Below are 13,576 nucleotides of genomic sequence, written 5' to 3'. Positions count from 1 at the left end.
AACCTGGTGGCATGAGCAACCACTCCAGCCACGGCCACCACCACGACGGCCACCAGGGCCTGCACCACGAGCCCTCCGCGCACGGGCACCACCACGGCGGCGCCGAACCCGACTGGGACGTCATGGCCCCGCTCCTGGAGCGCAACGCCGAGCTCAGCAGCGCGCAGTACACCGAGGCGGCCCGCTGGATCGCCGCCCTGCCCACCGCCCCGGAGGTCCGCCGGGTCCTCGACGTCGGTGCCGGCCCCGGGGTGGTCGCCTGCCTGCTCGCCGAGGTCTTCCCGGACGCCGAGGTCGTCGCCGTCGACGGCACCCCCGCCCTCCTCGACCGCACCCGGGACCGGGCCCGGCGGCTCGGGCTGGACGGCCGCGTCACCACGCTGCACGCCACCCTCCCCGAAGAGCTCTCCGCCCTCGGCGAGGCCGACCTGATCTGGGCCGGCAACACCCTGCACCACATGGGCGACCAGCGCGCCGTGCTCGCCGGCTTCGGCGGGCTGCTGCGCCCCGGCGGCACCGTCGCCCTGGTCGAGGGCGGCCTCCAGCCCCGGCAGCTCCCGCGCGACCTGGGCTTCGGCAGGCCCGGCATCGAGGCCCGGATGGAGGCCGCCGAGGCGGAGCTCTTCCAGGAGATGCGCGCGGAGCTGCCCGACGCCCGGCGCGAGGTCGAGGACTGGGCGGCCCTGTTCGACGCCGCGGGACTCACCCCGCAGGGCACCCGCAGCTTCCTGCTCGACCTGCCCGCGCCCCTCGGCGACGCCGCCCGGGAACAGGTCGTCGCCGACTTCACCCGCCGCCGCGACGGGCTGCGCGACCACCTCGACGCCGACGACAACGCCGTGCTCGACCGGCTTCTCGACCCCGACGACCCGGCGTCCCTGCACCGCCGCCCGGACGTCTTCCTGCTCCTGGCCCGCACCCTCCACCTGGGCCGACGCGACGCCTGAGCCCGCCCCCCCCGCAACGACGGGACCGCCGCCCCCGGCTCGCGTACGAGCGGGGACGGCGGTCCCGACGGGCTTCGGCGATCAGGCGCCGGCGTTGAACTCGCCCGGGTTCGGGCCGAGCCGCTTGCCCTCGTCCAGCGCCGCGAACGCGGCCAGGTCGTCGGCGTCCAGCTCGAAGTCGAACACGTCGATGTTCTCCGCGATCCGCGACGGCGTCACGGACTTCGGGATCACCACGTTGCCCGTCTGGAGGTGCCAGCGGAGCACCGCCTGGGCGGGCGTGCGGTTGTGCTTGCGGGCGACCGCGAGGACCGTCGGGACCTCCAGGAGGCCCTTGCCGGAACCGAGCGGCGACCATGCCTCGGTGAGGATGCCGTGCTTGGCGTGCACGGCGCGCGACTCGGCCTGCTGGAGCTGCGGGTGCAGCTCGATCTGGTTGAGCACCGGCACCACGGAGGTCTCACCGAGCAGCCGCTCCAGGTGCTCCGGGAGGAAGTTCGACACGCCGATGGCCTTCGCGCGGCCTTCGGCGTAGATCTTCTCGAAGGCGCGGTAGGTGTCGACGTACGCGTCCTTGGCCGGCACCGGCCAGTGGATCAGATACAGGTCGACGTAGTCGAGACCCAGCTTCTCCAGGGAGGCGTCGAACGCGCGCAGCGTCGAGTCGTAGCCCTGCTCGCTGTTCCACAGCTTGGTCGTCACGAACAGCTCGTCGCGGGCGACACCGGAGGCGGCGATGGCCTTGCCCGTACCCGTCTCGTTCTGGTAGATCGCGGCGGTGTCGATGCTGCGGTACCCGGACTCGATGGCGGTGGCGACCGCCTTCGCCGCCTCGTCGTCCGGCACCTGCCAGACTCCGAACCCGAGCTGGGGCATCTCGACGCCGTTGTTGAGGGTGAGGGAGGGGACCTGGCTCACGAGCTGAGAATCCTAACGTTGAGGGGTGGGACTCCCAGGGTCAACGATCAAGGACGCCCGCGCATTCCCGGAAGCGGCGATCCGTTCCCCGCTCAGCGGTACAGCGCGTCCACCTCGGCCTCGTACGCCGCCTCGATCGCCTTGCGCTTCAGCTTCAGCGACGGGGTGAGCAGTCCGTGCTGCTCGCTGAACTGGTGCGCCAGGATGCGGAACGTACGGATGGACTCCGCCTGCGAGACCGCGGTGTTCGCCGCCACCACCGCCCGGCGGACCTCCATCTCCAGATCCGGGTCGCGCACCAGCTCGCCCGGCGACAGCGTCTGCCGCCCCTGCATCGTCAGCCAGTGCGCCACGGCCTCCTGGTCGACGGTGACCAGCGCCGCCACATACGGCCGGTCGTTGCCGACGACGATGCACTGCGCCACCAGCGGATGCGCCCGCACCCGCTCCTCCAGGGCGGCCGGCGACACGCTCTTGCCGCCGGACGTCACCAGGATCTCCTTCTTCCGCCCGGTGATCGTCAGATAGCCGTCCTCGTCCAGCGCCCCCAGGTCACCGGTGGCCAGCCAGCCGTCGTTGAGCACCGCGTCGGTCGCCTTCGGGTCGCCGAGGTACCCGCCGAAGACATGGTCCCCGTGCACCCACACCTCCCCGTCCTCCGCGATGTGCACCGTGCTGCCGGGGATCGGCTGTCCGACCGTGCCGTACCGGGTGCGCTCCGGCGGATTGGCGGTGGCCGCCGCCGTCGTCTCGGTCAGCCCGTACCCCTCGTACACCGTCACCCCGGCGCCCGCGAAGAACAGACCGAGGCCGCGCTCCATGCCCGAGCCGCCCGACATGGCGTGCCGGATGCGGCCGCCCATCGCCTCGCGGACCTTCTTGTACACGACCTTGTCGAAGAACTGGTGCTGCATCCGCAGCCCGGCCGAGGGCCCCGGGCCGGTGCCGAAGGCCCGGGCCTCCATCGCCTCCGCGTACTTCACCGCGATGTCGACGGCCTTCTCGAACGGCCCCGCCCTGCCCTCCGCCTCCGCCTTGCGCCGGGCCGCGTCGAAGACCTTCTCGAAGATGTACGGCACCGCCAGGATGAACGTCGGCCGGAACGAGACCAGGTCCGGCATCAGAGCCTTCGCCGACAGCTCCGGCTGGTGCCCCAGCTTGACCCGGCCCCGGATCGCGGTGACCTCCACCATCCGCCCGAAGACGTGCGCCAGCGGAAGGAAGAGGAGCGTCACCGCCTCGTCACCCGGTCTGGAGTGGAAGACCGACTCCCAGCGCGAGGCCATGGTGTCCGCCTCGAACATGAAGTTGGCGTGCGTGAGGACGCAGCCCTTGGGGCGGCCCGTGGTGCCCGAGGTGTAGATGACGGTCGCCACCGACTCCGGGGTCACCGCCCGCCGGTGCCGGTGCACCACCTCGTCCTCCACCTGCGCACCCGCCTCGACCAGCTCCGTCACCGCGCCGGAGTCCAGCTGCCACAGCCGCTTCAGCCGGGGCAGCCGGTCGATGACGGAGGCCACCGTCATCGCGTGGTCCTCGTGCTCCACCATCACCGCCGACACCTCGGCGTCGTGCAGCATCCACAGCACCTGCTCGGCGGAGGACGTCGGGTAGACCGGCACCGACTGGGCGCCCACCGCCCACAGTGCGAAGTCGAACAGGGTCCACTCGTAGCGCGTCCGCGACATCAGGGCGACCCGGTCGCCGAACCGCACCCCGTGCGCGATCAGCCCCTTGGCCAGCGCCAGCACCTCGTCGCGGAACGCGGCCGACGTCACGTCGCGCCAGTTGCCGTCCGCGTCTTTCCGGCCGAGCGCGACCCGGTGCGGGTCCTCGTCGGCATGGTCGAACACCACATCGGCGAGGCCGCCCACGAGGGGCGCGGCCGCCATGGGTGGGACAGTGAACTCGCGCAATGACCTGCTCCTTGTGGTGCTCCGCACAGCGCCGCGACGCTACCCCAAGGGGCGTCCGGGCGGGAGAGTCCGGAACGGTCCGTACCGCGTGGCATCCGCACTGGTCAGGGGCCGAAATCCGGCCAGATGGGCAAGGCTCGGGCGCGCTTGGGACCGCGGGGTAAGCGGCTCGCGCGGGAATCTCCACCGAATCTGTACGCCGCGATCACTGCCGGTGTGGGGGGCTGTGTCCCGGTATGACCGGTCCGGTGTGGCCGGCCCGCCCGGCACCGGGCCGTCGCGTCCCGTGCATTCTCCCCGGGCCCGCACCCCGTCATGCCTGCTCACGCCGATCGTGACGGCGGTAACAGCCCGACGCGCGCATTTCCCGATCACGGCCCCCCGCGCGCAGGATGGGTCCGGGCACGACACGACCCGAACGGAAGCACACGTGAAGCACCTGAGCCGCCTCCTGCCGAAGCCGCCGTCCTGGCTGCCGGCCGACCCGTACATAGCGGCGCTGATCGGCACGGTCGTCCTCGCGGCACTGCTGCCGGCCTCGGGCACGGCCGCCGAGGTGGCCGGCGGGGCCTCCACGGGCGCGGTCGCGCTCCTCTTCTTCCTGTACGGGGCGCGCCTGTCCACGGCCGAGGCGCTGGACGGGCTGCGCCACTGGCGGCTCCACCTCACCGTGCTGGGCTGCACCTTCGTCGTCTTCCCGCTGCTGGGCCTGGCGAGCGCGGGTCTGGTGCCGTACGTCCTGTCGCCGCAGCTGCAGAGCGGCTTCCTCTTCCTGTGCCTCGTCCCCTCGACCATCCAGTCCTCGATCGCCTTCACCTCGATCGCCCGGGGCAACGTGCCCGCCGCGATCTGTGCGGGCTCCTTCTCCTCGATCGCCGGGATCTTCCTCACCCCGCTCCTCGCCGCCGCGCTGCTCGGCGGCAGCGGCGGCGGGTTCTCCGGCGACGCCCTGCTGAAGATCGGCGTCCAGCTGCTGCTGCCGTTCGCCGCCGGTCAGCTGCTGCGCCGCCGCATCGGGGGGTTCGTCGCCCGGCACCGCAGGGTCCTCGGCCTGGTCGACCGGGGCTCCATCCTGCTCGTCGTCTACACCGCGTTCAGCGAGGGCATGGTCGCCGGCATCTGGCACCAGGTGACCCCGGCCCGGCTCGGCGCGCTCCTGGCCGCCGAGGCGGTCCTGCTCGCGCTGATGCTCACGGTGAGCTGGTACGGCGCGAAGCGCCTCGGCTTCGGCCGGGCCGACCGCATCGCGATCCAGTTCGCCGGGTCCAAGAAGAGCCTCGCCTCCGGGCTGCCCATGGCCAGCGTCCTCTTCGGCGCACAGGCGAGCCTGGCGGTGCTGCCGCTGATGCTCTTCCACCAGATGCAGTTGATGGTCTGCGCGGTGATCGCCAGGCGGCGCGCCCGCGACGGCCGGGAGACGGTGGCGCCGGAAGCCGTGCCGGCGAGTTAGCCGGCGTCCAGCGCGATGCGGTGCTCGCCCGCGTACACGTTCATCGAGGGACCCCGCAGGAAGCCGACCAGGGTCAGGCCGGTCTCGGCCGCCAGGTCCACGGCGAGGGACGAGGGCGCCGACACGGCCGCCAGCACCGGTATGCCGGCCATCACCGCCTTCTGCGCCAGCTCGAACGAGGCCCGCCCCGACACCAGCAGGACCGACCGGGACAGCGGCAGCCGCCCGTCCGTCAGCGCCCGGCCCACCAGCTTGTCGACCGCGTTGTGCCGCCCGACGTCCTCCCGTACGTCCATCAGCTCGCCGGTCTCCGAGAACAGCGCCGCCGCGTGCAGCCCGCCGGTCCGGTCGAAGACCCGCTGCGAGGCCCGCAGCCGGTCGGGCAGTCCGGACAGCAGCGCGGGCGCCAGCGACAGCGGGGGAGCGTCGGCGACCGGGTGCCGGGTGGTGGTGCGGACGGCGTCCAGGCTGGCCTTGCCGCACAGGCCGCAGGACGACGTGGTGTAGACGTTGCGCTCCAGAGTGATGTCGGGGACCTCGACGCCGGGGGCGAGCCCGACGTCCACCACGTTGTACGTGTTGACCCCGTCGGCGGTCGCGCCCGCGCAGTACACGATCGACCGCACATCGGCCCGGTCGCCGATCACACCCTCGCTGACCAGGAAGCCCGCCGCCAGCGCGAAGTCGTCGCCCGGGGTGCGCATGGTGATCGCGAGCGGCTTCCCGTTCAGCCGGATCTCCAGGGGTTCCTCGGCGACCAGGGTGTCGGGGCGGGCGGAGACGGCCCCGTCCCGGATGCGGATGGTGCGGCGGCGCTCGGTGACCCGTCCCATGACCGTTGGACCCGATTTTCTGTGCGTGAGGGACTGCGGGCGCACCGGCGGCGCGCCCCGACGCTGCCATTGTCCTGCACCGCCCGCGCGGCGCCGCAACCGGAGGCATGGGTCCAGGGAGACCGCGGGCGGTGTCGAGCCCTCCAAGCCGGGGCCGGTATTCCTGTGGGATCACCTGCCCCCGTACCGGGCGGTAGCGACCAAGACTGGATGGTTCCTGACAGATGGAGCGAGGGGACCCTGTTTTATGACCGGCTCACGTGTCGTGGCGCTCGGCCACTACCAGCCCGCCAAGGTGCTCACCAACCACGATCTGGCGGCCATGGTCGACACCAGTGACGAGTGGATCACCAGCCGCGTCGGCATCAGGACCCGGCACCTCGGCGGCCCCGACGAGCCGGTGGACGAGCTGGCCGCGCACGCGGCCGCCAAGGCCCTCGCCTCGGCCGGTCTCCAGCCGTCCGACATCGACCTGGTGCTGGTCGCCACCTCCACCGCCATCGACCGCTCGCCGAGCATGTCCGCCCGGGTCGCCGCCCGCCTGGGCATGGAGGCGCCCGCGGTCATGGACATCAACGTGGTGTGCTCCGGGTTCACCCACGCCCTCGCCACCGCCGACCACGCGCTGCGGGCCGGTGCCGCCACCCGTGCCCTGGTCATCGGCGCCGACAAGATGGGCGACATCGTCGACTGGACGGATCGTTCCAGCTGCGTGCTGATGGGGGACGGCGCCGGTGCGGCCGTCGTCGTCGCCGATACGGCGGAGACCGGGCGCCCCGGCATCGGACCGGTGCTGTGGGGGTCGGTCCCGGGCATGGGGGACGCGGTCCGCATCGAGGGGACGCCGCCGCGCTTCGCGCAGGAGGGCCAGTCCGTCTACCGCTGGGCCACCACCCAGCTGCCCCCCATCGCCCGCAAGGTGTGCGAGAAGGCCGGCCTGACCCCGGAGGACCTGGCGGCGGTCGTCCTGCACCAGGCCAACCTGCGGATCATCGAGCCCGTCGCCCGGAAGATCGGCGCGGTCAACGCCGTCGTCGCGCGCGATGTGATCGACTCCGGCAACACCTCCGCCGCCTCCATCCCGATGGCCCTCTCCAAGCTGGTCGAACGGGGCGAGATCCCCAGCGGTGCGCCGGTCCTCCTCTTCGGCTTCGGCGGCAACCTCAGCTACGCGGGACAGGTGATCAGCTGCCCGTGAGCCGCAGGCGGCTTTGTCCTCGGAGTGGAGAAAGTTCGCCGGATTCCTGCGCGACTTCTTCCCAGCCCCGGCAACCGCTGCTACGTTCCCCACCCAAGCCCGACGGACAGGCCGACGAGGCGGGAGGGGCGCGTGAGACGTATGACGGCACGACCCGCGAACGCCCACCAGGCGCGACTGCTCCGGCTGTTGCGCGATGGTGGGCCCAACTCCCGGGCGAAGCTGGGCGATCAGGTCGACCTCTCCCGGTCCAAGCTGGCCGTCGAGGTCGACCGGCTGCTGGAGACCGGACTCGTCGTCGCCGACGGGCTCGCCGCGTCCCGGGGCGGGCGCCGCTCGCACAACATCCGGCTCGCCCCGCACCTGCGCTTCCTCGGCGTCGACATCGGCGCCACCTCCGTCGACGTGGCGGTCACCAACGCGGAGCTGGAGGTCCTGGGCCACCTCACCCACCCCATGGACGTACGCGAAGGACCCGTCGCGGTCTTCGAGCAGGTGCTGGCCATGGCGGCGAAGCTCCGGGACTCCGGGCTCGCCGACAGCTTCGACGGCGCCGGGATCGGCGTCCCCGGACCGGTCCGCTTCCCCGAGGGCGTCCCCGTCGCACCCCCGATCATGCCCGGCTGGGACGGCTTCCCGGTCCGCGAGGCACTCAGCCAGGAGCTGGGCTGCCCGGTCATGGTCGACAACGACGTGAACCTGATGGCCCTGGGGGAGCAGCAGGCGGGCGTGGCCCGTTCCGTGGGCGACTTCCTCTGCGTCAAGATCGGTACCGGCATCGGCTGCGGCATCGTCGTCGGCGGCACCGTCCACCGGGGCGCGACGGGCAGCGCCGGCGACATCGGCCACATCCAGGTCGAACCCGGCGGCCGGCTCTGCGCCTGCGGCAACCGGGGCTGCCTGGAAGCCCACTTCAGCGGCGCCGCCCTGGCCCGCGACGCCGAGGACGCGGCCCGCGCCGGACGGTCCGAGGAGCTCGCGGCCCGGCTCGACGCGTCCGGCCGGCTCACCGCCGCGGACGTGGCCGCCGCCGCGGCCGCCGGGGACGCCACCTCGCTCGTCCTGATCCGTGAGGGCGGCAACCGCGTCGGCCAGGTCATCGCGGGCCTCGTCAGCTTCTTCAACCCCGCCCTGGTGGTGATCGGCGGCGGGGTGACCGGACTCGGCCACACCCTGCTGGCCGCCGTCCGGGCCCAGGTCTACCGGCGCTCCCTGCCGCTGGCCACCGGCAACCTACCGATCGTCCTGGGCGAGCTGGGACCCGCCGCCGGAGTCACCGGAGCGGCCAGGCTCATCAGCGACCACCTCTTCTCACCCGCCTGACCCGCCCGGCCCGCCCGGGAGGCCGGCCCCACACACCCACACCTCGTCCGCCGAGGGGATTCGTCATGGCTCCGCAACCACCGCTGCTCACCATGTCCGGCATCACCAAGTCCTTCCCCGGTGTCCGCGCCCTCGACGGCGTCGACCTGGAGGTCCAGGCCGGCGAGGTGCACTGCCTCCTCGGCCAGAACGGGGCCGGCAAGTCCACCCTCATCAAGGTCCTGGCCGGCGCCCACCAGCCCGACGACGGCGAGATCACCTGGTGCGGCGCACCCGCCGAACTCAAGTCGCCGCTCGCCGCGATGCGCCTCGGCATCGCCACCATCTACCAGGAACTGGACCTGGTCCGGGGCCTGTCGGTCGCCGAGAACGTCTTCCTGGGCCACGAGTTCACCAGCGCCGGGTTCGTCGTCCGGTCCCGCCGCGCCCGGGCCGAGGCCGCCGCCCTGCTGGCCCGGCTCGGCCACCCGGAGATCGACCCGGCCCGCCCGGTCGGTGAACTCTCCGCCGCCCAGCAGCAGATCGTGTCCATGGCCCGGGCGCTCTCGCACGACGTACGGCTCATCGTGATGGACGAGCCGTCCGCCGCACTCGACCCCGACGAGGTCGGCAACCTCTTCCGGGTCATCGCCTCACTCACCGCCGAGGGCGTCGCCGTCGTCTACATCTCGCACCGCCTGGAGGAGATCCGCCGCATCGGCGACCGGGTGACGGTGCTCAAGGACGGCCGGGCCGTCGCCTCCGGGCTGCCCGCCGAGACCACCCCGACCCACGACATCGTCGCCCTGATGACGGGCCGCAAGGTGGAGTACGTCTTCCCGCCCCGCACCCCGCCACCGGCCGGGCGCGCCGAGGCCGCCCCCGTACTCACCGTCGAAGGACTCGCCAGACAAGGGGAGTTCGCCCCGGTCGACCTGACGGTGCGGCCGGGCGAGATCGTCGGCCTCGCCGGTCTCGTCGGGTCCGGGCGCTCCGAGATCCTGGAGACGGTCTACGGCGCCCGCCGGGCCACGGCCGGACGGGTCACCGTCGACGGGAAGGCGCTGCGGCCCGGGAGCGTGCGCTCCGCCGTCGCCGCCGGCATCGGCCTCGCCCCCGAGGAACGCAAGGCCCAGGCCCTGCTGATGCTCGAATCCGTCACCCGCAACGTCTCGCTGTCCACCATGTCCCGCTACTCCAGGGCAGGGTGGCTGGACCGCAGCACGGAGCGCGGGGCCGCCGGCGAGGCCACCCGGGCCCTGTCACTGCACCCCGACAACCCCGACACCCCCGTCCGCACCCTCTCCGGCGGCAATCAGCAGAAGGCGGTCCTGGCCCGCTGGCTGCTGCGCGGCTGCCGGGTGCTGCTGCTGGACGAACCGACCCGCGGCGTCGACGTCGGCGCCCGTGCCGAGCTCTACGCCGTGATCCGCCGGCTGGCCGACGAAGGGCTGGCCGTGCTGCTCGTCTCCAGCGAAGTGCCCGAAGTCCTGGGCCTCGCCGACCGGGTGCTCGTCCTGCGCGAAGGACGCGTCGTGCACACCGCCGACGCCACGGACCTGGACGAACACCGCGTACTCGACCTCGTGATGGAAGGGAGCCCGACGCCATGACCCACCCCGTTCCCACGGCGCGGCAGAGCGGGCCGGACCAGGGCCCCGCCCCCGTGGCCCCGAAGAAGTACGGACCCCCGCGCGCCCCGGGGCTGCGCCCGGACCTGCACACCCTGTCCCTGCTCGGCATCCTCGCCGTGCTGGTGGCCGTCGGCGGATTCACCGAGCCCGACGCCTTCCTGGACACCGGCAACCTGCAACTCGTCCTGACCCAGGCGTCGGTGATCGGTGTCGTCACCGTCGGCGTGACCTTCGTCATCACCTCCGGCGGCATCGACCTCTCGGTCGGCGCCATGGTCGCCCTGGCCTCCGTCTGGGCGAGCACCCTCGCCACCCAGGAGTACGGGCTGGCGGGCATCCTGTTCACCGCCGTGCTCGTCGGCCTCGGCGCCGGCCTGGTCAACGGGGTGCTCATCGCGTACGGGAGGGTGGTGCCGTTCATCGCGACGCTGGCGATGCTCGCCTCGGCGCGCGGGGTCGCCCTGATGATCACCGACGGCAAGACCCAGATCGTCACCGTCGACGCGGTCCTGGACCTGGGGCTCCCGGACGCCTACGTCCTGGGCATCCCGCCGCTCGTCCTGATCTTCGCCGCGGTCACCGCCGCCGGCTGGCTGCTGCTGAACCGTACGACCTTCGGCCGCCGCACCGTCGCCATCGGCGGCAACGCCGAAGCGGCCCGGCTCGCCGGCATCGACGTCCGCCGGCAGCGGCTCTACCTCTACCTGCTGTCCGGGCTGTGCTGCGGCATCGCGGCCTTCATGCTGATCATCCTGTCCGGCTCCGGCCAGAACACCGCCGGCAACCTCTACGAACTCGACGCCATCGCCGCCGCGATCATCGGCGGCACCCTCCTCAGCGGCGGACGCGGCACCATCACCGGCTCCGTCCTCGGCGTCCTGATCTTCACCACGATCACCAACATCTTCGCGCTCAACAACCTGCAGAGCGACGTGCAGCAGATCGCCAAGGGCGCGATCATCGTCGCCGCCGTCCTCGTCCAGAGCCGCACCTCCCGTACCGAGACCTGACGCCCCCCGCCCCTACGCCCCCCGCACCCACCCACCGGATGAAGGGTTCCACAGCCATGCCGCAAACCAGTCGCAGAGGGCTCCTGTTCGGCACCGCAGCCGTCTCCGCCGGCGCCTTCCTCACCGCCTGCACCAGCAACGAGCCCAAGGAGAAGGACGCGCCCGCGCAGAGCGGGGCGCCCGCCGCCGACGACAAGCCGGGCAAGCCCGTCACCATCGGCTTCGCCGGACCCCAGGCCGACCACGGCTGGCTCAACGCCATCAACGAGAACGCCAGGTCCCGGGCAGAGAAGTACTCCGAGGTGACCCTGGAGACCACCGAGGGGTCCAACGACACCGCCGCCCAGATCGGCCAGGTCAAGACCCTCATCAACAAGAAGGTCGACGTCCTGGTCGTCCTGCCCGCCGACGGCAAGGCGCTCACCCAGGTCGGCCTGGAAGCCATGCGCGCGGGCATCCCCGTCATCAACCTGGACCGCATCTTCGCCTCGCCGCAGGCGTACCGCTGCTGGATCGGCGGCGACAACTACGGCATGGGCCTCAACGCCGGCACCTACATCGGCGAACAGCTCAAGGACAAGAAGAACGCCAAGGTCGTCGAGCTCGCCGGGATCGACAACCTGGAACTCACCAAGCAGCGCAGCAAGGGCTTCTCCGACGCGCTGAAGAACTACCCCAACATCGAACTGGTGGCCCGTCAGGCAGCCGACTTCACCGTGGAGTCGGGCCAGGCCAAGATGGCGCAGCTCCTCCAGGCGCAGAAGAAGTTCGACGCCCTGTGGAACCACGACGACGACCAGGGCGTGGGCGCCCTCCGCGCGATCCAGCAGGCCGGGCGCGACGAGTTCCTGATGGTCGGCGGCGCGGGCGCCAAGTCCGCGATGGACGCCATCAAGGCCGACGACAGCGTCCTGAAGGCCACCGTCCTCTACCCGCCGACCATGGCCGCGTCCGCCATCGACCTGGCCCGCGCCCTCGGTCAGTCCAACGGCGTCGCCGGCCTCTCCGAACTGGAGATCCCCACCAGCCTCACCCTGTACTCCGCCGTCGTCACCAAGGACAACGTCGACCAGTACCTGCCGACGGGCTTCAACTGACCCGCCCCGCGAGCGCACGTGCCGAACCACCGACGAGGAGGAAGCCCCGGATGGCCCAGACGGATCAGACGCAGCAGCAGACGGCAGCGCCGCCGACGCTCGGGATCGGCATGGTCGGATACGCGTTCATGGGAGCCGCCCACTCACAGGGCTGGCGCACCGCCGGACACGTCTTCGACCTGCCGGCGCGGCCGGTGCTCGCCGCGGTCTGCGGACGCGACCGCACCGCGGTCGAGGCCGCGGCGGACCGGCACGGCTGGGCCGCCGCCGAGACCGACTGGCGCGCCCTGATCGCCCGCGACGACGTGCAGCTGATCGACATCTGCACCCCCGGCGACAGCCACGCGGAGATCGCCGTCGCCGCCCTGGAGGCCGGCAAGCACGTCCTCTGCGAGAAGCCGCTCGCCAACACGGTGGCCGAGGCGGAGGCCATGGCGGCGGCGGCCGAGCGCGCCGCCGCCCGGGGCCGGTCGGCCTTCGTGGGCTTCAACTACCGCCGGGTGCCCGCCCTCGCCCACGCCCGCCGGATCATCGCCGACGGCCGCCTCGGCGCCCTGCGCCACGTGCGCGCCGTCTACCTCCAGGACTGGCTGACCGACCCCGCGTCCCCGCTCACCTGGCGCCTGGACAAGGACCGCGCGGGCTCCGGCGCGCTCGGCGACCTCGGGGCCCACGTGGTGGACCTCGCGCAGTACCTGGCGGGCGAGCCGCTGGCGGCGGTGTCGGCGCTGGCCGAGACCTTCGTACGCGAACGGCCCCGGCCCGCCGGACCGCCCGGCGGGCTCGGCGGCGGGGCGGCGGCCGGGGACACCGGTCCGGTCACCGTGGACGACGCCGCCGTCTTCACCGGCCGGCTCGCCTCCGGCGCCCTGGCGTCCTTCGAGGTGACCCGGATGGCGGCCGGCCGCAAGAACGCCCTGCGGCTGGAGATCAACGGGGAGCGCGGCTCGCTCGCCTTCGACCTGGAACGCCTCAACGAACTGTCCTTCCACGACCACACCGAACCCGCCGCCACGGCCGGTTTCCGCCGCGTCCTCGTCACCGAGCCCGAGCACCCCTACCTGGAGGCGTGGTGGCCGCCGGGCCACACCCTCGGCTACGAGCACACCTTCGTCCACCAGGCCCGGGACGTGGTGTGCGCCATCGCCGGAGGAGGCGGCGCGCCCGTGCCGTCCTTCGCGGACGGCCTCCAGGTGCAGCGGGTGCTGGCCGCGGTGGAGGAGAGCGCCGCGAAGAACTCCGCCCTCACCCCCGTCACGCTCTAGGAGGTC

General features: G+C 72.6%; 11 protein-coding genes. 8 read left to right on the top strand and 3 right to left on the bottom strand.

The features are described from left to right. The first annotated feature begins 11 nt into the window (after positions 1–11). Positions 12–947: a class I SAM-dependent methyltransferase gene (locus ACFUJY_RS28105; protein WP_383304799.1), complete on the top strand. Its 936-nt coding sequence runs from the start codon at positions 12–14 to the stop codon at positions 945–947. 81 nt (positions 948–1,028) lie between these two features. Here the strand turns inward: ACFUJY_RS28105 and ACFUJY_RS28100 are convergent, their stop codons facing one another. Together ACFUJY_RS28100 and ACFUJY_RS28095 are read right to left on the bottom strand one after the other, a co-directional pair. Further along, positions 1,029–1,865 carry an aldo/keto reductase gene (locus ACFUJY_RS28100; RefSeq protein WP_383304797.1) on the bottom strand — a complete coding sequence of 279 codons (837 nt, stop codon included), beginning with the start codon at positions 1,863–1,865 and terminating at the stop codon, positions 1,029–1,031. Positions 1,866–1,957: 92 nt separating this feature from the next. Then, positions 1,958–3,757 (bottom strand): AMP-dependent synthetase/ligase, encoded by a 1,800-nt coding sequence (locus ACFUJY_RS28095; protein ID WP_383304795.1) that lies wholly within the window; start codon positions 3,755–3,757, stop codon positions 1,958–1,960. A 463-nt stretch (positions 3,758–4,220) separates the two neighbouring features. Between ACFUJY_RS28095 and ACFUJY_RS28090 the strand changes: the two genes are divergently transcribed. After that, positions 4,221–5,231, top strand: a complete 1,011-nt coding sequence (locus tag ACFUJY_RS28090) for a bile acid:sodium symporter family protein (protein WP_383304926.1) — start codon at positions 4,221–4,223, stop codon at positions 5,229–5,231. Here ACFUJY_RS28090 and fdhD read toward each other — a convergent pair. Beyond that, positions 5,228–6,064 carry a formate dehydrogenase accessory sulfurtransferase FdhD gene (gene fdhD / locus ACFUJY_RS28085; protein WP_383304793.1) on the bottom strand — a complete coding sequence of 279 codons (837 nt, stop codon included), beginning with the start codon at positions 6,062–6,064 and terminating at the stop codon, positions 5,228–5,230. The genes ACFUJY_RS28090 and fdhD overlap by 4 nt on opposite strands. 247 nt (positions 6,065–6,311) lie before the next feature. Between fdhD and ACFUJY_RS28080 the strand changes: the two genes are divergently transcribed. From ACFUJY_RS28080 to ACFUJY_RS28055, 6 genes are all read left to right on the top strand, one after another. Beyond that, positions 6,312–7,262, top strand: a complete 951-nt coding sequence (locus ACFUJY_RS28080) for a beta-ketoacyl-ACP synthase III (RefSeq protein ID WP_383304791.1) — start codon at positions 6,312–6,314, stop codon at positions 7,260–7,262. Positions 7,263–7,403: 141 nt separating this feature from the next. Next, the gene (locus ACFUJY_RS28075) at positions 7,404–8,585 is read left to right on the top strand and encodes an ROK family protein (RefSeq protein ID WP_383304789.1); all 1,182 of its coding nucleotides are present in this window, start codon (positions 7,404–7,406) and stop codon (positions 8,583–8,585) included. A 65-nt stretch (positions 8,586–8,650) separates the two neighbouring features. Continuing rightward, complete coding sequence (locus ACFUJY_RS28070) at positions 8,651–10,177, top strand: sugar ABC transporter ATP-binding protein (protein ID WP_383304787.1); 1,527 nt, start codon at positions 8,651–8,653, stop codon at positions 10,175–10,177. After that, on the top strand, positions 10,174–11,208 hold the full coding sequence (locus tag ACFUJY_RS28065) for an ABC transporter permease (protein ID WP_383304785.1): 1,035 nt from the start codon (positions 10,174–10,176) through the stop codon (positions 11,206–11,208). Before ACFUJY_RS28070 ends, ACFUJY_RS28065 begins: the two co-directional genes overlap by 4 nt. A 56-nt stretch (positions 11,209–11,264) precedes the next feature. After that, positions 11,265–12,305 (top strand): substrate-binding domain-containing protein, encoded by a 1,041-nt coding sequence (locus tag ACFUJY_RS28060; RefSeq protein WP_383304783.1) that lies wholly within the window; start codon positions 11,265–11,267, stop codon positions 12,303–12,305. A 50-nt stretch (positions 12,306–12,355) separates the two neighbouring features. After that, on the top strand, positions 12,356–13,570 hold the full coding sequence (locus ACFUJY_RS28055) for a Gfo/Idh/MocA family protein (RefSeq protein WP_383304782.1): 1,215 nt from the start codon (positions 12,356–12,358) through the stop codon (positions 13,568–13,570). The last annotated feature ends 6 nt before the right edge of the window (positions 13,571–13,576 follow it).

It is taken from the genome of Streptomyces sp. NPDC057249, from assembly GCF_042669245.1.
GTDB lineage: Bacteria > Actinomycetota > Actinomycetes > Streptomycetales > Streptomycetaceae > Streptomyces.
The sequence above is the reverse complement of the archived record's forward strand: the minus strand, read 5'-3'. Positions and strand labels throughout refer to the sequence as shown.

What these genes read in the sequence shown, in the direction of transcription:
- fdhD (WP_383304793.1), bottom strand. Translation starts at nt 6,064, where the DNA reads ATGGGACGGGTCACCGAGCGCCGCCGCACCATCCGCATCCGGGACGGG.
- ACFUJY_RS28060 (WP_383304783.1), top strand. Translation starts at nt 11,265, where the DNA reads ATGCCGCAAACCAGTCGCAGAGGGCTCCTGTTCGGCACCGCAGCCGTC.
- ACFUJY_RS28080 (WP_383304791.1), top strand. Translation starts at nt 6,312, where the DNA reads ATGACCGGCTCACGTGTCGTGGCGCTCGGCCACTACCAGCCCGCCAAG.
- ACFUJY_RS28075 (WP_383304789.1), top strand. Translation starts at nt 7,404, where the DNA reads ATGACGGCACGACCCGCGAACGCCCACCAGGCGCGACTGCTCCGGCTG.
- ACFUJY_RS28105 (WP_383304799.1), top strand. Translation starts at nt 12, where the DNA reads ATGAGCAACCACTCCAGCCACGGCCACCACCACGACGGCCACCAGGGC.
- ACFUJY_RS28055 (WP_383304782.1), top strand. Translation starts at nt 12,356, where the DNA reads ATGGCCCAGACGGATCAGACGCAGCAGCAGACGGCAGCGCCGCCGACG.
- ACFUJY_RS28070 (WP_383304787.1), top strand. Translation starts at nt 8,651, where the DNA reads ATGGCTCCGCAACCACCGCTGCTCACCATGTCCGGCATCACCAAGTCC.
- ACFUJY_RS28065 (WP_383304785.1), top strand. Translation starts at nt 10,174, where the DNA reads ATGACCCACCCCGTTCCCACGGCGCGGCAGAGCGGGCCGGACCAGGGC.
- ACFUJY_RS28095 (WP_383304795.1), bottom strand. Translation starts at nt 3,757, where the DNA reads ATGGCGGCCGCGCCCCTCGTGGGCGGCCTCGCCGATGTGGTGTTCGAC.